The organism is Mixta sp. (assembly GCF_024610815.1).
GTDB lineage: Bacteria > Pseudomonadota > Gammaproteobacteria > Enterobacterales > Enterobacteriaceae > Mixta > Mixta calida.
This window is the reverse complement of sequence record NZ_JANION010000111.1, coordinates 1-20,730: the sequence shown is the minus strand read 5'-3', so window position 1 is coordinate 20,730 and position 20,730 is coordinate 1. Positions and strand designations below refer to the sequence as shown.

General features: G+C 59.2%; 16 protein-coding genes. 8 read left to right on the top strand and 8 right to left on the bottom strand.

Annotation, left to right across the window (positions count from 1 at the left end; all coding sequences use genetic code 11):
* The 5 genes from pqiC to rlmKL form a co-directional block, all read right to left on the bottom strand.
* The coding region (gene pqiC / locus MYY08_RS07760) for a membrane integrity-associated transporter subunit PqiC (protein ID WP_288013876.1) at positions 1-518 on the bottom strand (518 nt) is incomplete at its 3' end.
* Positions 515-2,158: an intermembrane transport protein PqiB gene (gene pqiB, locus MYY08_RS07755; protein ID WP_038626976.1), complete on the bottom strand. Its 1,644-nt coding sequence runs from the start codon at positions 2,156-2,158 to the stop codon at positions 515-517. The genes pqiC and pqiB, both read right to left, overlap by 4 nt.
* Positions 2,145-3,413, bottom strand: a complete 1,269-nt coding sequence (pqiA, locus tag MYY08_RS07750) for a membrane integrity-associated transporter subunit PqiA (RefSeq protein WP_038626979.1) — start codon at positions 3,411-3,413, stop codon at positions 2,145-2,147. The genes pqiB and pqiA overlap by 14 nt, the downstream gene beginning before the upstream one ends.
* 14 nt (positions 3,414-3,427) lie before the next feature.
* Positions 3,428-5,353, bottom strand: coding sequence for an ABC transporter ATP-binding protein (locus MYY08_RS07745; RefSeq protein WP_038626982.1), 1,926 nt, complete (start codon positions 5,351-5,353; stop codon positions 3,428-3,430).
* 4 nt (positions 5,354-5,357) lie between these two features.
* The gene (gene rlmKL / locus MYY08_RS07740) at positions 5,358-7,469 is read right to left on the bottom strand and encodes a bifunctional 23S rRNA (guanine(2069)-N(7))-methyltransferase RlmK/23S rRNA (guanine(2445)-N(2))-methyltransferase RlmL (RefSeq protein WP_038630064.1); all 2,112 of its coding nucleotides are present in this window, start codon (positions 7,467-7,469) and stop codon (positions 5,358-5,360) included.
* Between the two features lie 124 nt (positions 7,470-7,593).
* Here rlmKL and MYY08_RS07735 point away from each other — a divergent pair, with 124 nt between their 5' ends.
* Positions 7,594-8,703 (top strand): YcbX family protein, encoded by a 1,110-nt coding sequence (locus MYY08_RS07735; RefSeq protein WP_038626984.1) that lies wholly within the window; start codon positions 7,594-7,596, stop codon positions 8,701-8,703.
* A 13-nt stretch (positions 8,704-8,716) separates the two neighbouring features.
* On the opposite strand, the gene MYY08_RS07730 is transcribed toward MYY08_RS07735, so the two are convergent.
* Together MYY08_RS07730 and pyrD are read right to left on the bottom strand one after the other, a co-directional pair.
* Complete coding sequence (locus MYY08_RS07730) at positions 8,717-9,262, bottom strand: cell division protein ZapC (protein WP_038626987.1); 546 nt, start codon at positions 9,260-9,262, stop codon at positions 8,717-8,719.
* A gap of 199 nt (positions 9,263-9,461) precedes the next feature.
* Complete coding sequence (pyrD, locus tag MYY08_RS07725) at positions 9,462-10,472, bottom strand: quinone-dependent dihydroorotate dehydrogenase (RefSeq protein WP_038626989.1); 1,011 nt, start codon at positions 10,470-10,472, stop codon at positions 9,462-9,464.
* Positions 10,473-10,717: 245 nt separating this feature from the next.
* Between pyrD and ssuE the strand changes: the two genes are divergently transcribed.
* Genes ssuE through ssuB form a run of 5 tightly spaced genes read left to right on the top strand, consistent with a single transcriptional unit; the run spans position 10,718 to position 14,985 of the window.
* Positions 10,718-11,269 carry an NADPH-dependent FMN reductase gene (gene ssuE / locus MYY08_RS07720; protein ID WP_038626992.1) on the top strand — a complete coding sequence of 184 codons (552 nt, stop codon included), beginning with the start codon at positions 10,718-10,720 and terminating at the stop codon, positions 11,267-11,269.
* Positions 11,270-11,279: 10 nt separating this feature from the next.
* Positions 11,280-12,239 (top strand): sulfonate ABC transporter substrate-binding protein, encoded by a 960-nt coding sequence (locus MYY08_RS07715; RefSeq protein WP_038626994.1) that lies wholly within the window; start codon positions 11,280-11,282, stop codon positions 12,237-12,239.
* 15 nt (positions 12,240-12,254) lie between these two features.
* The gene (ssuD, locus tag MYY08_RS07710; protein ID WP_084970488.1) at positions 12,255-13,400 is read left to right on the top strand and encodes an FMNH2-dependent alkanesulfonate monooxygenase; all 1,146 of its coding nucleotides are present in this window, start codon (positions 12,255-12,257) and stop codon (positions 13,398-13,400) included.
* A gap of 11 nt (positions 13,401-13,411) precedes the next feature.
* A complete protein-coding gene (ssuC, locus tag MYY08_RS07705; RefSeq protein ID WP_038626998.1) occupies positions 13,412-14,203 on the top strand; it encodes an aliphatic sulfonate ABC transporter permease SsuC in 792 nt (263 codons plus the stop codon).
* Positions 14,200-14,985, top strand: coding sequence for an aliphatic sulfonates ABC transporter ATP-binding protein (gene ssuB, locus MYY08_RS07700; RefSeq protein WP_038626999.1), 786 nt, complete (start codon positions 14,200-14,202; stop codon positions 14,983-14,985). Before ssuC ends, ssuB begins: the two co-directional genes overlap by 4 nt.
* Positions 14,986-15,052: 67 nt before the next feature.
* On the opposite strand, the gene pepN is transcribed toward ssuB, so the two are convergent.
* Entirely contained in the window at positions 15,053-17,668 is a 2,616-nt protein-coding gene (pepN, locus tag MYY08_RS07695; protein ID WP_104951457.1) for an aminopeptidase N, read from the bottom strand.
* A 252-nt stretch (positions 17,669-17,920) separates the two neighbouring features.
* Here pepN and pncB point away from each other — a divergent pair, with 252 nt between their 5' ends.
* Positions 17,921-19,126 (top strand): nicotinate phosphoribosyltransferase, encoded by a 1,206-nt coding sequence (gene pncB / locus MYY08_RS07690; protein WP_167401661.1) that lies wholly within the window; start codon positions 17,921-17,923, stop codon positions 19,124-19,126.
* 195 nt (positions 19,127-19,321) lie between these two features.
* Complete coding sequence (gene asnS / locus MYY08_RS07685) at positions 19,322-20,722, top strand: asparagine--tRNA ligase (protein WP_038627008.1); 1,401 nt, start codon at positions 19,322-19,324, stop codon at positions 20,720-20,722.
* Positions 20,723-20,730: the final 8 nt, after the last annotated feature.

Here is a 20,730-nt window from a genome sequence, read left to right as displayed (position 1 = left end):
GCCAGCGTCCTGACCATGGCGTCGTAGCCATCCTCCTGCTGCGGCAGCGTCAGGTTGAAAGCCTGACGCGTGATGCGTCCATTATGCTCCAGCGTCCAGCTGCCGCTAATCACAACCTGTCCATCATAGCGGCCGTGAAAGCCGGTGACGTTTACATTCAGCGTATCGTGCAGTTCGCCCAGCGGCGCGGCGGATATCAGTCGGCCGGGCAGCGCGTTGCTGAGATTGGTGACCAGCGTCTGCTGTAGCTGCTGATCGAGCGGACTGGCCCACAAATTGTTTGCCGCGATAACATACTTCACATCGCTGGTCTGATAGACCACGCCGTTGCCGGCGAGATAATCTGGCACGGCGACCCGCTCAACCCACAGCGGCAGCTGCGTCTCCGTCAGCAGCGCGCTCTGCGTCACCGGCGGCGGCGCCGACGTTCCCGTCGGCAGCTGATACATTGTGGTTTTAGTGGTGCTGCTACAGGCGCTGAGCGCCAGAGCCATCGCCAGCGGCATCCATTTCATCATTGTTTCGCCCTCTTCGGCTGCGGGTCCTCGCCCGGTTTCGCTTCAAACACCAGCGCGTTGCTCTTTTGATTGAGCGTTTTCAGTACCGGCTGCAGCTCACGCAGCACCTGATCGAGCCGCTGCATATCGCCTACCAGCTGGTTATAAGCCGGAGAGCCGGGCTGCAAGCCCTTCATGCTGCGATTCAGTTCGCGCAGCGTCTGCTGCATATCCTGCGGCAGCTGCTGCATGGACGGACTGGCGGTGATTTTATTCACATTATCCAGCGTTTTTTGCAGCTCGCGCAGGGTGCGCTGGCTCTCTTTCAGCGTGCCGGTAGCCTGATTAATCATCGGGTTGAGCGGCAGACTATTAATTTTGTCCAGCGCATCCATCAGTTTCTGCTGGATCTGGCTCAGGCCGCCGCTCACGGTCGGAATAATTTCCAGTCCGGCCACTTTATCCGGTCCTTTGTAGGGCGCCGCCTTGTCATAAAAATCGAGATCGATATACAGCGAGCCGGAAAGTAAGTTGCCCGTTTTAAGCGAGGCGCGCAGGCCACGTTTTTTCCCATCTTCAAGGTGCTGTCGGATATCGAAATCGGCGCCCAGACGTTTGATAAAGCGATCGGGTTCGATACGCACCAGCACCGGAATACGGTAGTCGTTGTTCAGCGACTGGTTCCAGCCCGGAACGGTATAAGGCACTTCCGCCACGGTGCCGAGACGAATACCGCGGAATTCGACCGGCGCGCCCGCCTGCAGGCCGCGAATTGAATCGCTGAAGAACATCAGGAAATCGAGATGCGTGCTATAGAGCGAATCCTGAATGCTGCGTTGATCGTCGTAAAGATGATATTCCGCCTTATTTTCCGCCGGTACGCCCAGTTCCCAGCCGTCGGGCACGTCGAAGCTCACGCCGCCGCTGAACAGCGTGGTCAGCGATCCCATTTCGACGCGCATGCCTGAAGCGGACATTTCAACGGCGATGCCGCTGTCTTTCCAGAAGCGCACGTTGGAAGTCACCAGCCGATCGTAAGGCGCGGCGACGAAGAGCTGATACTGCATGGCGCGCTTGTCGGCATCGAAGCTGCTGGTTTCCACCGAGCCGACGCGATAGCCGCGAAACAGCACCGGATCGCCGGGATTCAGCTGGCCCGCTTTGAGACTGTCGAGCACGATACGGATGCCCTTCGCGTCCGGCGGCGCCAGCGGCGGCGCATCCAGCAACTGATAGTGATTCGGCTTTTCGCCTTTGCTACCCGGCTGCAGTTCAATATAGGCGCCGGAAAGCAGCGTGCCGAGGCCGGTGATCCCTTCGCGCCCCACCTGCGGCTTCACCACCCAGAACACGCTGTCTTCATGCAGCAGTTTCTCCATGCCGGCATTCAGACGCGCCTTGATTTCTACGTGATGCAGATCGTCGGTCAGCACCGCGCTCTCCACCACGCCGACATCGACGCTGCGGCTTTTAATCGCGGTTTTGCCGCCCTCAATGCCTTCGGCATTGGTGGTGATCAGGGTAACTTCCGGCCCCTGATGGCTGAAATGATAAAACAGGATCCAGGCACCGATCAGTACGGTGACGATAGGGACTATCCAGACCGGCGACCAGCGTTTGATCTGTTCCACCTTCGCGACGCCGTGATTATTTTCCGTCAAGACTCGACTCCTTCAAATTATTTTCTGGCTCACGATCCCAGGTAAGGCGCGGATCGAACGTCATGGCGGCGAACATCGTCAGAATCACCACTGCTGCAAACAGCAAGGCGCCCACCGCGGGATAAATATTCATTAACTGTCCTATACGCACCAGCGCCGACAGTACGGCAATAACAAAAACATCGATCATCGACCAGCGACCGACAAACTCCACCACCTCATAGACCAGATGCATTTTTTCACTGTCGCGACTGCCGTGGCCGCGCGCATCCCAGCAGAGCCAGCCAATGGCCAGCATTTTCAGCGAGGGCACCATGATACTGGCGATAAAAATCACCAGCGCCACCGGGTAAGAGCCGTCGCTCCAGAGCAGAATAACCCCGGCCATAATGTTGGAACTCATCTTATCGCCCAGCGCTTCGGTCACCATAATCGGCATGATATTGGCAGGGATATAGATAAGGAATGAGGTGAGCAGCAGCGCCATCGTCCACTGCAGGCTATGGCGGCGACGTGCGTAAGCTGCGGTGCCGCAGCGCGTGCAGCGGTAGCGATCGACCGGCAGCACCGCGGTGCAGCACGGACAGGATCGCAATCCCTGGCGCAAACCGCTAATGCCAGCGCGCGGCGCAGAGGAGAACATCGGCTCCGGCGCAATCTGCCGCCAGAGCCAGCGCCGATCGACGCACTGAAAAGCGCGCAGCTGCAACAGGCAGAACAGACACCAGGGCAGGAAACTGCTGCCGATGCCGATATCGCCATAGGCCATCAGCTTGACGAAGCTTACCAGCACGCCAGCGAGAAAAATTTCCGCCATGCCCCAGCTTTTGAGCTGAAACAGAATGCGCGCCATCAGGACGCGCAGCGGCTGCGGCAATGGCAGCGGATTCACCAGCAGCAGGATCGCCACCATACAGAAAGCGGGCACCGCCTGCACAAACAGCAAGAACAGCGTGGCCAGGCTGGCGTAGTCCTCAGAGACCATGACCTGAGGAATTTCCATTAGGGTGATTTCGCTGCTCAGGCCGGAGACATGCATATTGACGAAGGGAAACAGGTTAGCCAGCAACAGCATAAACAACGCGGCCAGCGCATAACCGGAGGGCCGTCTGCGCGGCTCGCTCCAGTTAGCGGTCAGCGTGGTATGACAGCGCGGGCAGCTCGCCTTTTGTCCGGTATTCAGCGGCGGCAGCCGCGTCATCAAATCGCACTGCGGGCAAAGCATCCAGTGTTGCGGGTGTTCAGCTGAACACATACCTACTCCCGATCTCAGGCGCCGTTTTTCAGCGATTCCAGATATTCCCAGCGTTCAAACGCGCTCTCCAGCTGCTGTTCCGCTTCCGCCAGGGCATCCAGCACCGGCTGCGTTTTGTCATGCGGCTGGCTGAAGAAACTGGCGTCCGCCATTTGCGCCTGCAGCTGTTCAATCTGTGTCTCCAGCGCTTCCAGCTGCTGCGGCAGCTGCTCAAGCTCGCGCTGCAGCTTGTAGCTCAGCTTGGCGGCGGGCTGTTTTGCGGCGTCGCTTTTAACCGTATCAACCTTTGCGCTTTTTTCCACCGGCGCTGACGTTTTTAGCGCGACGGCGCGGCTCTGACGGAAAGCGGCGCGCTGCTGCTGCGCGTCGTGATAGCCGCCGACAAAGGCGCCGATTTCGCCGTTGCCTTCAAAAATCCAGCATTCGGTCACGGTGTTGTCGACAAACTGACGATCGTGGCTGACCAGCAGCACGGTACCCTGATAGCCGTCGATCAGCTCTTCCAGCAGCTCCAGCGTTTCGACGTCCAGGTCGTTGGTCGGTTCATCGAGGATCAGCAGGTTGCTGGGCTTCAGGAACAGGCGAGCCAGCAGCAGACGGTTGCGCTCGCCGCCGGAAAGCGCCCGCACCGGCGTCATCGCCCGCTTGGGATGAAACAGGAACTCCTGCAGATAGCCGAGAACGTGGCGCGGCTTGCCGTTGACCATCACTTCCTGTTTGCCTTCGGCGAGGTTATCCATCACCGTGCGATCGGGATCGAGAATGGCGCGATGCTGATCGAAATAGGCGACTTCCAGCTTGCTGCCGCTGTGCACGCGCCCACTGTCCGCCTTAAGCTGGCCCAGCATCAGTTTCAGCAGCGTGGTTTTGCCGCAGCCGTTCGGACCGATCAGCGCAATCTTGTCGCCGCGCTGCACCTGCGCGCTGAAATCTTTCACCAGCTGACGGCCTTCAATGCTGTAGTTGACGTTCTCCAGCTCAAAGACGATTTTGCCGGAGCGCGACGCTTCTTCCACCTGCATCTGCGCTTTGCCCATCACCTCACGGCGTTCTGAGCGCTCGCGGCGCAGCGCCTTCAGCGCGCGCACGCGCCCTTCGTTGCGGGTGCGGCGCGCCTTGATGCCCTGACGAATCCAGACCTCTTCCTGCGCCAGCTTGCGGTCGAATTCGGCATTCTGCATCTCTTCGACGCGCAGCGCCTCTTCTTTACCGGCGAGGTATTTATCATAGTCGCCTGGCCAGGAGACCAGCTTGCCGCGATCGAGATCGACGATGCGCGTCGCCATATTGCGGATAAAGGAACGATCGTGCGAAATAAAGATGATGCTCCCCTGGAAAGTTTTCAGGAATGTTTCCAGCCAGTCGATGGTTTCGATATCCAGGTGGTTGGTCGGCTCATCCAGCAGCAGTACGCGCGGATTGCTGACCAGCGCGCGGCCCAACGCCGCCTTACGCAGCCAGCCGCCCGACAGAGAGGAAAGCTCGACTTCCGGCTGGAGACCGATCTGCTCCAGCACGTCGTTGATGCGTGTCTCCAGCTGCCACAGGTTGTGGTGATCCAGCACCGACTGCAGGCGCGCCATCTCGTTCAGGTTTTTATCGCTGGGATCGTTCATTACTACGTGCGAAATGGCGTGATAGGCTTTCAGATGCTCCGCCTGCTCCGCCACGCCTTCCGCGACGAAATCATAAACCGTGCCGGCAATATTGCGCGGCGGGTCCTGTTGCAGACGCGCCACCACCAGATCCTGCTCATAAATGATGCGACCGTCATCCAGCGGTTGTTCGCCGTTAATGATTTTCATCAGCGTCGATTTACCGGCGCCGTTACGTCCGACCAGACAGACGCGCTCATTCTCTTCGATATGCAGCTCGGTATAGTCCAGCAGCGGCGCATCGCTGAAAGAGAGGTAAGCGTTGTGAATACTAATTAATGACATACGGCTATTCCTTACCGGCGTGAGTAATCAGCCAGCAGTTGTGAATATGGCGGTTGCGGGCAAAATCCTGCGACTGCGTTTTGGCGGTGATCTCCTGAGCGCGCAGGCCGAGCGTGGCCAGCCCCTCGTGATCCATCTTAAAACCGCGCTTGTTATTGGAGAACATAATGGTGCCGCTGGCGCGCAGCAGGCGCTTCAGATCGCGCATTAGCTGCAAATGGTCGCGCTGCACGTCAAAGCTCTCTTCCATACGCTTCGAGTTAGAGAAGGTCGGCGGATCGATAAAGATCAGATCGAACTGCTCATGACTTTCGCGCAGCCAGCTCAGGCAGTCCGCCTGCATCAGGCGGTGCTGACGCCCGCTCAGGCCGTTGAGACGCATATTGCGCTCCGCCCACTCCAGATAGGTGCGCGACATATCCACCGTGGTGGTGGAGCGCGCCCCGCCAAGGCCGGCATGCACGCTGGCGCTGCCGGTATAGGCGAACAGGTTAAGGAAATCTTTGCCCTTGCTCATCTGTCCCAGCATACGGCGCGCCAGACGGTGATCGATAAACAGACCGGTATCGAGGTAGTCGGTCAGGTTGACCCAGAAGCGGGCGTTAAACTCGCGCACTTCAAAATATTCGCCCTTCTCGCCCAGCTTTTGATACTGGCTTTTGCCCTTCTGCTTTTCGCGCGTCTTCAGCACCAGACGGTTCGCCGGCAGCTCCAACACCGTCAGCGTGGCGCTGATGACATCAAAGAGCCGCTGACGCGCTTTCAGGGCGTCGATGGTTTTCGGCGGCGCATATTCCTGAATCACCACCCAGTCGGCGTAGCGATCGACGGCGACGTTATACTCCGGCAAATCGGCGTCGTACAGGCGATAGCATTCGATGCCCTCCTGACGCGCCCATTTGTCCAGCTTCTTCATATTCTTCTTCAGACGGTTGGCGTAATCTTCCGCAATCTGCGCCGGCGCGCTTGCGCTGCTGCTGGCCGCCAGCTGATAGTTTTTCTGCACGCACTCCAGCGGGCCGTTTTTCGCCTTGAACTGGCGATCGGCGCGCAGCTGCAAACAGCTGAGAAGATCGGGCGAGGCGCTGAACAGCGAGAGATGCCAGCCGCCGAACTGGCTTTTCATCACGCGGCCCAGCTGACTGTGCAACGCGATCAGCGCCGGTTCGCTTTCCAGACGCTCGCCGTACGGCGGGTTGCTGATCACGGTGCCGACCGGCCCGTCAGGCAGCGGATTGCGCAGCTGCGCCACATCCTGCACGCCGAAAGTAAACAGATCTGCCACGCCAGCGCGACGGGCGTTGCCGCGCGCGCGCTCCAGCACGCGCTCATCATTATCATAGCCAAAGAAGCGCGATGTGGTTTGCTGCACGCCCTGACGCGCGCGGGTCTGCGCTTCGTCGATCAATTCGCGCCACAGTTCCGGCTGATGCGCTTTCCAGCCTTTAAATCCCCACTGACGGCGGTTCAGGCCTGGCGCGCGATCGCTGGCGATCAGCGCCGCTTCGATCAGCAGAGTGCCGGAGCCGCACATCGGATCGAGCAGTGGCGTGCCCGGCTGCCAGCCGGAGCGCAGCACGGTGGCCGCCGCCAGGTTCTCTTTCATCGGCGCCAGTCCGGTCTGCTGACGATAGCCGCGCTGATGCATGCCTTCGCCGCTCAGGTCGAGCGCGATGCTGGCGGTGTCTTTATTCAGCCAGACGTTAATGCGCACGTCCGGCTGCTCGCGATCGACGTCAGGACGCGGCAGGTTTTTGCGCGTAAAGCTGTCGACAATCGCATCTTTTACCTTCAGGGCGCCGAACTGGCTGTTGCGTATCGCCTCGTTGGTGCCGCTGAAATGTACGGCAAAGGTGCCGTCAATCAGGTTCGTCCAGTCGATCGCCTGCGCGCCGAGATAGAGATCCAGATCGCTGTAGACCGAGCATTCGCTCAGCGGCAGCAGAATGCGCGACGCCAAACGGCTCCACAGCAGGCTGCGATACATCAAACGATCGTCTCCCTGATAATGTACGCCGCCCTGGACAACCTGTAGGTCCTGCGCCCCCAGCGTCTCCAGTTCACTCTTTAACAGCTCTTCGAGCCCACGCGCCGTACTGGCAAACAGAGAATTCATATCGTCACTTACAGTATTGGGAAAATTGTTGCGCATTATAGCTAATCGCCGCCGCATGTCATAAAGTTAGCTTCCTTTAGCCGCAGATTCCTTTTGTCATCACCAGCCCAGCACGGAGAGCCTTATGATTGTCCTGTCACGCCTGTTTGTTCATCCGGTGAAATCGATGCGGGGATTGCAGGTCTCTCATGCGCAGGTCGCCGGGAGCGGACTGGCTTTCGATCGCCTTTTTATGCTGACCACCCCTGACGGCACCTTTATTACCGCGCGCCAGCACCCGCAGCTGGTACAGTTTATCCCGGCGCTGACGCCCGACGGCCTGTGGCTGCAGGCGCCGGACGGCAGCAGCGCAGCGCTGCGTTTTGATGATTTTCAGCCGCAGGCGGCGGAAACCGAAGTCTGGGGCAATCATTTTACCGCGCGCATCGCGCCGCAGGTCATCAACGACTGGCTGAGCGGTTTCTTCCCGCGTCCGGTGCAGCTACGCTGGGTCGGCCCGGAAATGACGCGACGGGTGAAACGACGTCCTGACGTTCCGCTCGGCTTCGCCGACGGCTACCCTTTTCTTCTGGTGAACGAAGCGTCGTTGTACAACCTGCAACAGCGCTGCGCGGCGGGCGTTCGGCTGGAGCAGTTCCGCCCTAATCTGGCGGTCACCGGCGCGCGCGCCTGGGAAGAGGATAGCTGGGCGCGCGTGCGCGTTGGCGAGGTGGAATTTGAGGTGGCGAAGCCCTGCAGCCGTTGCATTTTTACCACCATCAGCCCGGAGCGCGGCGAAAAGCATCCGGACGGCGAGCCGCTTAAAACGCTGCAAAGCTTTCGCAGCGCGCAGGATGAGAGCGGCGACGTCGATTTCGGTCTGAATCTGCTCGCCTGCAACAGCGGGGTGATACGCGTCGGCGATACGGTTGAGGTGCTGCAAACCCAGACGCCGCGACAGTACGGCGCAGGTAAGATAGTGGAGACGATGCAGGTAGAAGCCGAGGCGGAAAGCCGTGTCAGCATCAGTTATCGGGGCAGCCGCTTCAGCGGCAATAATCAGCAGGTACTGCTTGAGCAGCTGGAAATGCAGGGCTACCGCATTCCCTACAGCTGTCGCGCAGGGCTATGCGGCAGCTGTGAAATGCGGCTGGTCTCCGGCAAGGTCAAAGCGCTGAAGCAGGATGCGGTGCGCGATGACGGCACCGTCCTTAGCTGCAGCTGCATTCCCGCCGGCGATATCGAACTCGCCTGAGGCGGCGAGTCGGTTAACCGGCTCGGGCGTAACGCTGCGCCTGTTCAGCGTGCCAGGGCTGTAGGCGATCGTGCATAATTTTAATCGCGTCGCCCAACACCATGGTCTTTCCGCCCACCACCAGCTCAGGCTGGGCCAGAATGCAGAGCGCCGCGCTTTCTCCCGCCTCAATCACCAGCAGTCGCGCCTCATCGCCATTCTCAACCAGCGTGACCGTCACCAGATCGCTTTCGCCCGGCTGCCAGTGAGAACGCTGACAGACACGGAAGTGCCAGCTTTTCGGCATCAGCGGCTTGAGGAAACGCCAGGCCGCCAGCGCGTTCAGCAGCAGCTCATCACGTTGCTCGTCGCTGAGCGGCGCCTCACGGCAGCTCTCATGCCAGGCGAAAAACTGCGCCGCGTCGTCAACGCTGAAAACAGCGTCGCGAAACGCGTCGGGCGTCAGCATTTTGCGGGGAAAACGGGAGCGAAACAGCATACCATCCGCCAGGTCGAGCATCATACGATCCTGCTCTGCGTCGAAAAACCAACGCCAGTTGTCGTCAGGTTTTATCCTCATGGTTTGCCTTACTACAGTTGAGGGATCCGAAATTCAGGTTAATCGCCAACCTGAAGCAATAATCGATGTTCGTCAGATACGGCAAAAAAGAAACATCAGGCGCCGTAAATAATAAATATCCTGTCAGGAACAAAGAGTGTACAAAATATAAACCAGCCGGAAACAGATTAAAAGCCCCCGGCCAGATTCTTCAGGAAGGTCAGAGATGCGTCACAATCTCTTTAATCAGATCGGGCCCTTTATAAATAAAGCCGGAATAAATTTGCACCAGCGTGGCGCCTGCCGCTATTTTTTCCCGCGCCGCCACCACCGAGTCGATGCCGCCGACGCCGATGATCGGCAATTTATCCTGCAATTCTGCCGAGAGCCGCCGAATAACTTCGGTGCTGCGCAGCTGTACCGGCCGACCGCTCAATCCCCCCGCCTCATCGCTATATTTCATTCCGCTCACCAGCGAACGATCCAGCGTAGTATTAGTGGCGATAACGCCGTCAATTTGATGACGCACCAGGCTATCGGCAATTTGTACCAGCTCCTCTTCAGAAAGATCTGGGGCAATTTTCACCGCCACCGGCACATATTTCAGATGGCGCTTCTCCAGCAATTTCTGCTGCGCTTTTATTGCCATCAGCAAATCATCCAGCGCCTCGCCATATTGAAGCGTTCTTAATCCAGGCGTATTGGGCGAAGAGATATTTACCGCAATATAACCGGCGTGCGGATAGACTTTTTCCATACAGGTCAAATAATCGTCTTTACCCTGCTCGACCGGCGTATCTTTATTTTTGCCGATATTGATGCCCAGCACGCCGCTGAAGCTGGCGCGTTTTACATTTTCTACCAGCCGATCTACGCCCAGGTTATTAAATCCCATACGATTAATAATCCCCTCCGCCTCAATCAGACGAAACAGCCGCGGCTTCTCATTGCCTGGCTGAGGACGCGGCGTGACGGTGCCCACCTCGACAAATCCGAAGCCCATCGCGCCGAACGCGTCAATGCATTCGCCGTTTTTATCCAGTCCGGCCGCCAGGCCAAGCGCATTCTTAAACGTCAGCCCCATACATTTCACGGGACGCGCCGGCAAACGCTGGCGAATCAGTCCTTCCAGCGGCGTGCCGCCGATACGGCGTAGCTGTTGCAGGGTCAGTTCATGGGCATGCTCCGCATCAAGGCGGAATAACGCTTTACGTGCGAGGGGGTAAAACATGGGCTCTCCTGAATTCCCGGTGGCAAACGGGACGTTATTATCCGGCATAACGGCGCTAAAAAGCCAGAAATGTTAAATCGTGATGCCAGTTAACCGCATAACCCACCCGTCGCGCCCTGCTTTAGCGCAAAAACGGCTTTCTATTACCGGATAAATCATTTAAGCGTCGCCGTCCCCTCTGCCAGTATGAAGCCATAAGTTCTCAATAACGTTTAACCAATAACTTATAGTTATAAGGAGTCGCTATGCGCGTTATTACTCTGGCAGGAAGTCCGCGTTTTCCTTCGCGGTCCACGGCATTATTAACGCTGTGCCAGCATGCGCTGGAACAGCGAAACATTGAGGTGATCCCGTGGAATATTCATAACTTTCGTCCGGAAGATTTGATCGGTGCGCGCTTCGATTCCCCTGCACTGCTGGCGTTAAAAGAGGATCTGGCGGCGGCGGATGGCCTGATTGTTGCGACGCCAATCTATAAAGCCTCCTTTTCCGGCGCGCTGAAAACCCTGCTGGATCTGCTGCCGGAGCGCGCGCTGGAGCATAAAGTGGTGCTGCCGCTGGCGACCGGCGGCACGCTGGCGCATATGCTGGCGGTGGATTATGCCCTGAAACCGGTGCTTAACGCGCTGAAAGCGCAAGAGGTACTGCACGGCGTCTTCGCTGACGACAGCCAGATCGCGCATTACGATCGTACGCCGGAAATCAGCGACCTCCTGTCCGGCCGCCTCGACGATGCGCTGGCAACCTTTTACTACGCCCTGCAACAGCGCGAAGCGCGACTGGCGCAGGCGGTATAAGGAGAAGCGCATGAAATCTGTTATCCGCCAGTTCATTGCTCTGCTGCTGCCCGGCCTGCTGAGCGTCAGCGCCGCGCTTCACGCCGCGCCGCAGGCGCCGGAAGCGATCCGTATCGGCTATCAAAAAGGCTCCGTCAGCATGGTGTTGGCGAAGGCCCATCGCCTGCTGGAGCAGCGCTACCCTTCAACGCAGATTCGCTGGGTGGAGTTCCCCGCCGGGCCGCAGATGCTTGAGGCGCTTAACGTCGGCAGTATCGATCTCGGCAGCACCGGCGATATTCCGCCGCTTTTCGCTCAGGCGGCGGGCGCCGACCTGCTCTATGTCGGCGCGGAGCCGCCCAAGCCGAAAGCGGAAGTGATTTTGGTGCCCACCGACAGCAAGATCAAAACGGTGGCCGATCTGAAAGGCCGTAAGGTGGCGCTGCAAAAAGGCTCCAGCTCGCACAACCTGCTGCTGCGCGCGCTGCAACAGGCTGGCCTGGGATTTCAGGACATTCAGCCGGTCTGGCTGACGCCCGCCGACGCCCGCGCCGCCTTTCAACAGGGGAACGTTGACGCCTGGGCGATCTGGGATCCCTACTACTCCGCCGCGCTGCAACAGGGCAATGTGCGGGTACTGACCGACGGCAGCGCGCTGAACCTGACCGGCTCCTTCTACCTGGCGACCCGCAGCTACGCGGAATCCCACAGCGACTTCATCCAGTCGGTGCTGGATATTTTCAGCCAGGCGGACGCGCTGACGCAGAGCCAGCGCGCGGAAAGCACCACGCTGTTGGCGCAGAGCATGGGCCTGCCTGAAGCGGTGATTTCCAGCTATCTCGATCACCGGCCGCCGACCCGCATCTCGCCGGTCAGCCAGCAGACGGTGCAGGCGCAGCAGCGCACCGCCGATCTCTTTTATCAAAATCATCTGCTTCCTGTGAAGCTCGACATTGCCAGCCATATCTGGCGCGGCGCATCCGCTCAGTGAGTAAGGAGAATTATCATGGCATTATCCGTATTCTGGTTTTTACCCACCCACGGCGACGGTCACTATCTGGGCACGGCGGACGGCGCGCGCCCGGTTGATCACGGCTATTTACAGCAGATTGCACAGGCGGCGGATCGATTAGGCTTCGGCGGCGTACTGATTCCAACCGGGCGCTCCTGCGAAGACGCCTGGCTGGTAGCCGCCTCGCTGATTCCTGTGACGCAACGGCTGCGTTTCCTGGTGGCGCTGCGTCCCGGCGTAATATCGCCGACCCAGGCGGCGCGCCAGGCAGCGACGCTCGATCGCCTCTCCAACGGCCGCGCGCTGTTTAACCTCGTGACCGGCGGCGATCCAGAGGAGCTGGCGGGCGACGGCGTGTTCCTCGATCACACCGAGCGCTATGCTGAATCGGCCGAATTCACCCGCATCTGGCGGCGCGTGCTGGAAGGCGAAACCGTCGATTATCAGGGCGACTATCTCCAGGTGCGCGGCGCGCGTCTGATGTTTAAACCGGTGCAGCAGCCGCGTCCGCCGCTCTGGTTCGGCGGCTCCTCGCCGGTGGCGCAGGATCTGGCGGCGGAACAGGTGGATGTCTACCTCACCTGGGGGGAGCCGCCAGCGCTGGTGAAGGAGAAGATTGATCAGGTGCGCGCCAAAGCGGCGGCGCAGGGGCGTTCAGTGCGCTTTGGCATTCGTCTGCACATCATCGTGCGGGAAACCAACGCCGAAGCCTGGCAGGCCGCCGATCGGCTGATTTCCCATCTCGACGACGAGACCATCGCCAAAGCGCAGGCGGCGCTGGCGCGTACCGATTCGGTCGGCCAGCAGCGGATGGCGGCGCTGCACAACGGACGTCGCGATCGGCTGGAGATTAGCCCGAACCTGTGGGCGGGCGTCGGTCTGGTGCGCGGCGGGGCCGGCACGGCGCTGGTAGGCGATGGCCCGACCATCGCCGCCAGGATGCAGGAGTATGCCGATCTCGGCATCGAAACCTTTATCCTCTCCGGCTATCCCCATCTGGAAGAGGCGTATCGGGTCGGCGAACTGCTGTTCCCCCATCTCGATCTGGCGGTGCCCGACGTGCCTGCGCCGCGTAAAGCGCAGGCGCATGGCGAAGCGGTGGCCAATGATTTCGCGCCGCAGAAAGTCTCGCAAAGCTGAGGGAGACCGCCATGAGCAAGCGTAAATCGGGCGCCCGGCATCCGCTGGTGCCCTGGCTGCTGCCGGTGCTGCTGTTGACGATCTGGCAGATCGCCTCCCAAAGCGGATGGCTTTCGACGCGCATTCTGCCCGCGCCGGAGAGCGTGGTGCTGACCTTCTGGCGTCTGAGCGCCAGTGGCGAGCTGTGGCAGCATCTCGCCATCAGCAGCTGGCGCGCGCTGACCGGCTTCGCCATCGGCGGCGCCATTGGCCTTTCGCTCGGCCTGATCGCCGGCGCGTCATACTGGGGAGAGCGTCTGCTGGATACCTCGGTGCAGATGCTGCGTAATATTCCGCATCTGGCGCTGATTCCGCTGGTGATTTTATGGTTCGGCATCGATGAGTCGGCCAAAATCTTTCTTGTCGCTCTCGGCACGCTGTTTCCGATCTATCTCAACACCTTCCACGGCATTCGCAATATCGATCGCGGCCTGGTGGAGATGGCGCGCAGTTACGGGCTCTCCGGCTGGCGCCTGTTCAGCCAGGTGATGCTGCCCGGCGCGCTGCCCTCCATCATGGTCGGCGTGCGCTTCGCCCTCGGCCTGATGTGGCTGACGCTGATCGTCGCGGAGACCATCTCCGCCAACTCCGGCATCGGCTATCTGGCGATGAACGCGCGCGAATTCCTGCAAACCGACGTGGTAGTGGTAGCGATCGTGCTTTATGCGCTGCTGGGCAAGCTGGCGGACGTCAGCGCCGTACTGCTGGAGCGCCTGTGGCTGCGCTGGCATCCCGCTTATCAACAGAAGGAGGCCGTAATATGAATGCTGTCTCAACCCCGTCGCGCCTCAATGTCGGCACGCCTGTTGGGCTACAGGGCATCAGCAAACGCTTTGGCGATCGCTCCATTTTGCACAATATCGATCTGCACATTCCATCGGGTCAGTTTGTCGCCGTGGTGGGGCGCAGCGGCTGCGGCAAAAGCACCCTGCTACGCCTGCTTGCCGGGCTGGAGTCGCCCAGCGAAGGCGAACTGCTGGCGGGTCAGGCGCCGCTGGCCAGCGCGCAGGAAGAGACGCGCCTGATGTTTCAGGATGCCCGCCTGCTGCCGTGGAAGCGGGTGATGGATAACGTGGGGCTGGGGCTGCGCGGTGACTGGCGCCCGTCGGCGCTGCGGGCGCTGGAGGCGGTGAACCTTGCCGATCGCGCTGATGAATGGCCCGCCGCGCTCTCCGGCGGCCAGCGGCAGCGCGTGGCGCTGGCGCGCGCGCTGATCCACCAGCCCGGTCTGCTGTTGCTGGACGAACCGCTGGGGGCGCTGGACGCCCTGACGCGTATTGAAATGCAGGGACTGATTGAGAATCTCTGGCGTCAGCAAAATTTTACCGTGCTGCTGGTGACGCATGATGTCAGCGAAGCGGTGACGCTGGCCGACCGGGTGTTGCTGATTGAGGAGGGAAGAATTGGGCTGGACCTGGCTATCGATCTGCCGCGTCCGCGCCGACGCGGTTCCGCCCGCCTGGCGGAGCTGGAGGCGCAGGTGCTGGAGCGGGTGATGCAGCGCACGCAGCCTGCGGCGGCGGAGCCTCGCTACGCCCGTCGCTGAAACGACCGCGGCCCGGGCAACAGAAAGGGCGGCCTGCGCCGCCCTTTCTACTCTTCACGTCATGCCGTCAGGCATTCAGCGCTTTGCTGATTTTCTCATAGAGATCGCCGGAAAGTTTCTCCAGTCCCTGTAGTTCTTCTAACGCGCTGCGCATCATCTGTTGACGATCCGCGTCATACCGCTTCAGACGGATCAGCGGTTCAATCATACGCGCAGCCACCTGCGGGTTACGGCGGTTGAGATCGGTCAGCATCTCCACCAGGAAGCGATAGCCGCTGCCGTCTTTGGCGTGGAACGCGGCCGGATTCGCCGAGGCGAAGGCGCCGATTAGCGAACGCACGCGGTTCGGGTTGCCCATGCTGAAGGAGCGATGATACAGCAGTTCACGCACGCGGTTTAACACATCCGGCGCCGGGCTGGTCGCCTGCAGCGTAAACCATTTGTCCATGACCAGGCCATCCTGATGCCAGCGCTCATCCCAGACGCGCAACATCTCATCGCGACATTTCAGCTGCGCCATCACCGCCGCCGACAACGCGGCCAGCGCATCGGTCATGTTATTGGCCTGCTGATACTGCGCCCGTACCAGACGGTTGGCCAGTTCGGCGTCGCCCAGCGCCAGGTAGCTCAGGCAGACGTTCTTCAGGGCGCGCTTGCCGATGTCGCCATGCTCAACGCGGTACTCCGGCGTCTGATGGGCGTGATAAACCGCCAGCCATTCGTCCGCCAGCTCGACGGCCAACGTGCGCATCAGCGCGTCGCGCACCGCGGCGTTCGCTTCAGGATCGATGATCTCGAACAGCGCGGCGATCTCATTTTCGCTCGGCAGCGTCAGGATCAGCGCCATCAGCGCCGGATCGAGCCGATCATCCAGCAGTACCGCGCGGAACGCGTCGGCGACATGCAGCGGCAGCGACAGCGGCTGCCCCTGCTGATAGCGCGCAACGTTCAGCTTGATATGGGTGGCGAGCAGGCTCTGCGCCGCATCCCAGCGGGAAAAATCGTTGCGGGCGTGACGCATCAGGAAGGTTAACTGCGCGTCGCTCCAGTTATAGTCGAGCTTCACCGGCGCGGAGAATTCGCGCAGCAGCGACGGCACCGGCTGATGATAAACCTTGTCGAAAATAAAGGTTTGGAACTCTTCGGTCACGTTCAGTACGTGATGCACCGGTTCGCCGTTATGCTGTAACGGAATCGGCTCGCCTTTATCGTCGTAGAGTTCGATATCGAGCGGAATATGCAGCGGCAGCTTTTCATGCTGATCGGCAGTCGGCGGCGTCGCCTGAGTGACGTGCAGAGTATACTGCTCCAGCTCCGGGTTGTAGTCGTCGCGCACGGTCAGCACCGGCGTGCCGGACTGGCTGTACCAGCGGCGGAACTGCGTCAGATCGATATGCGAGGCGTCTTCCATCGCCTGAACGAAGTCGTCGCAGGTGGCGGCGCTGCCGTCATGACGTTCGAAGTAGAGCTGCATCCCTTTCTGGAAGTTCTCTTCGCCCAGCAGCGTGTGCATCATGCGGATCACTTCCGATCCCTTCTCATACACCGTCAGGGTATAGAAGTTATTCATCTCAATCACCTGATCGGGACGGATCGGATGCGCCATCGGGCTGGCGTCTTCGGCAAACTGCGCGCCGCGCATGATGCGCACATTATCGATGCGGTTCACCGCGCGCGAGCCGAGATCGGAACTGAACTCTTGATCGCGGAACACCGTCAGCCCCTCTTTCAGGCTGAGCTGGAACCAGTCGCGGCAGGTGACGCGGTTGCCGGTCCAGTTATGGAAATATTCATGGCCGATCACCGCTTCGATGCCGAGATAATCTTTATCAGTGGCGGTTTCCGCCTTAGCCAGCACATATTTGGAGTTAAAGATATTAAGCCCTTTATTCTCCATCGCGCCCATGTTGAAGAAATCGACCGCGACGATCATAAAGACATCCAGGTCATACTCCAGGCCGAAGCGCTCCTCATCCCACTTCATGCTGTTTTTCAGCGAGGTCATCGCCCAGTCGGCGCGATCGAGGTTGCCGCGATCGACATAGATCTCCAGCGCCACGTCGCGGCCCGAACGGGTGGTGAAGCTGTCGCGCAGGATGTCGAAATCCCCCGCCACCAGCGCAAACAGATAGCATGGTTTCGGGAACGGGTCCTGCCACTTGATCCAGTGGCGGCCATCGTCCATCTGGCCTGCTTCGAGGCGGTTGCCGTTGGAGAGCAGGAACGGATAGCGCGCGCGATCGGCAATCAGCGTGGTGGTAAAACGCGCCAGCACGTCAGGGCGATCGAGATACCAGGTGATATGGCGGAAGCCTTCCGCTTCGCACTGGGTGCAGAGCGCGTCGCCGGACTGATAAAGCCCTTCCAGCGCCGTGTTGGCGTCCGGGTGAATGTCGTTGACGATGGTCAGGGTAAAATTATCGGGCAGGTTGGTCAGCACCAGCGCGCCCTCTTCCAGCTGATAATCCTGCCACGGACGGTCATCTACCATCAGCGAAACCAGCGTTAAATCTCCACCGTCAAGACGCAGCGCGGCCTGACTGTCACCGAGGCGTTTAACTTTGCTGACCGCCGTCACGCGCGTATTGCTGGCGTCGAGGTTAAAGGTCAGATCGATATCGGTAATGGTATAATCCGGCGCACGGTAGTCATGGCGGTACTTTACTTGCGGCTTTTGCGTCATACATTCTTCTCGCGTCTACAATGATTTAACCCGCTAAGTCTATTCCGGTTGACTGCGGCTTGCCACGTCGAAACGGCGCTTTTCGCAGTTAATGCTACATCCTGTTTACAGGGATACGTTTCTCCTCGACCTTTCCCCCCGTTTTATGCTGTGATTGGCTTCAATAAATCTGCCGGCAGGTTATACTTTTTCTTCTGAATACCTGTTTACACCTACGGAAACGCCCCGCGCGAGAGGATGCTGAAACGCACCATGACACGATACGCTTCCCCGATTTTAACCACGATGCTTGATACCGATGCCTACAAGCTTCATATGCAGCAGGCTGTATTTCATCGCTATCACAACGTGACCGTTACCGCAGAGTTCCGTTGTCGGGGCGACGATCTGTTAGGTATCTACGCCGATGAGATTCGCGCCGAGATTGCGCATATGCAGCAGCTGGCGCTAAGCGATGAGGAATATGCTTATCTCGCCAGCCGTCCCTTCTTTAAGCAGGATTACCTCGACTGGCTGAAGGCGTTTCGCTACAACCCCGATCAGGTCAAGGTACGCAACCACGACGGCAAACTGGATATCCGCATCAGCGGGCCGTGGCGCGAAGTGATTATGTGGGAAGTGCCGCTGCTGGCGCTGATCAGCGAAGTGGTTCACCGCCACCGCTCACCGCAGGCGACACCGGAGATGGCCGTTGAGCGTCTGCTACAAAAAATCGATGATTTCAAACAGGTTACGGCGGATATCGATCTGTCGCGCTTCCGCCTGATGGATTTCGGCACCCGTCGCCGCTTTTCGCGCGATGTGCAGTTCGCCATCGTCAGCACGCTACAGCGCGATTTCCCCTGGCTGGTGGGCTCCAGCAACTACGACATCGCCCGTCGGCTCGACATTACGCCGGTCGGCACTCAGGCGCACGAATGGTTCCAGGCGCATCAGCAGATCAGTCCGGTGCTGGCCAACAGCCAGCGGGCGGCGTTGCAGGCCTGGCTGGATGAATATGACGATAAGCTCGGCATCGCGCTAACGGACTGCATTACGATGGACGCCTTTCTGCGCGATTTCGGTCCCGGCTTCGCCAACCGCTATCAGGGGCTGCGTCATGACTCAGGCGATCCGGTGGAATGGGGCGAGAAAGCGCTGGCGCATTATGAGAAGCTGGCTATCGATCCGCACAGTAAAACGCTGGTCTTTTCCGACAACCTCGATTTCAACAAGGCGATCGATCTCTATCGTCACTTCGGCCAGCGCACCAATGTCGTCTTTGGCATCGGCACACGTCTGACCTGCGATATTCCGCAGGTGAAGCCGCTGAATATCGTGATTAAGCTGGTGGAGTGCAACGGCAAACCGGTAGCGAAACTCTCCGACAGTCCGGGCAAAACCATCTGTCAGGATAAAGCCTTTGTCCGCGCCCTGCGCAAAGCGTTTGATTTGCCGCTGGTGAAAAAAGCCAGCTGACCCGACGCGTCAGCACGTTTTTTCCGCGTGCTGACGCTCTTCCCCGCCGCGCCTTCTGATTAATCGACGAAATAAACAGAAAACTTTCCGCCAGCGATGAATTCTGCTTGTGTCCTGCCGGACGGCAAGTAACATAGATTAGCCCTAATTTCGGGGTTAACCCGTTTATTTTCGAACTAATAAAGAGAGAACTTTATGAGCGTAGTGCCTGTAGCGGACGTACTGCTCGGCCAGGTTGCGGTTGGCAGCGATGTCACCGTGCGCGGTTGGGTACGTACCCGAAGAGATTCAAAAGCCGGTATTTCCTTTGTCGCCGTGTATGACGGCTCCTGCTTTAATCCCGTTCAGGCTGTCGTCAATAATTCTCTGCCTAATTACCAGAGCGAAGTGCTGCGTTTAACGACCGGTTGTTCCGTCATCGTTACGGGCAAAGTGGTTGAATCTCCGGGCCAGGGACAGAGTTTTGAGATTCAGGCGACTGCAATTGAGGTGGTGGGCTGGGTAGATGATCCCGACACCTATCCGATGGCGGCGAAACGTCACAGCATCGAATACCTGCGTGAAGTAGCGCACCTGCGTCCGCGCACTAACCTGATCGGCGCTGTGGCACGCGTGCGTCATACGCTGGCGCAGGCGCTGCACCGCTTTTTCCATGAGAATGGATATTTCTGGGTTTCCACGCCGCTGATCACCGCTTCCGATACCGAAGGCGCCGGCGAAATGTTCCGCGTCTCTACGCTGGATCTGGAAAACCTGCCGCGTGACGCGCAGGGCAAGGTCGACTTTAACGAAGACTTCTTCGGCAAAGAGGCGTTCCTGACCGTATCCGGTCAGCTGAACGGCGAAACCTACGCCTGCGCGCTGTCAAAAATTTATACCTTTGGCCCAACGTTCCGCGCCGAAAACTCCAATACCAGCCGCCACCTGGCGGAGTTCTGGATGTTGGAGCCGGAAATCGCCTTCGCCTCGCTGGATGACGCCGCCGATCTGGCGGAAGCGATGTTGAAGTATGTCTTTAAAGCGGTGCTGGACGAGCGCGCCGATGATATGGCGTTCTTCGCCGAGCGCGTAGACAAAGAAGCGGTCAGCCGCCTGGAAAAATTTGTTACCGCCGATTTCGCCCGCGTGGATTACACCGACGCTATCGACATTCTGCTCGCCAGCGGTCAGGCATTCGAAAACGCGGTTGAATGGGGCATTGACCTCTCTTCCGAGCATGAGCGCTACCTGGCGGAAAAACATTTCAAAGCGCCGGTGGTAGTGAAAAACTATCCGAAAGACATTAAGGCTTTTTATATGCGCCTTAACGACGACGGTAAAACTGTGGCGGCGATGGATGTGCTGGCGCCGGGTATCGGGGAGATTATCGGCGGTTCGCAGCGTGAAGAGCGTCTCGACGTGCTGGATCAGCGTCTCAATGAAATGGGCCTGAACAAAGAAGATTACTGGTGGTATCGCGACCTGCGTCGCTACGGCACCGTTCCTCACTCCGGTTTCGGTTTAGGTTTCGAACGTTTAATCGCCTATGTCACTGGCGTACAAAATGTAAGAGATGTTATCCCGTTCCCACGAACGCCGCGCAACGCCAGTTTCTAAAATCTGAC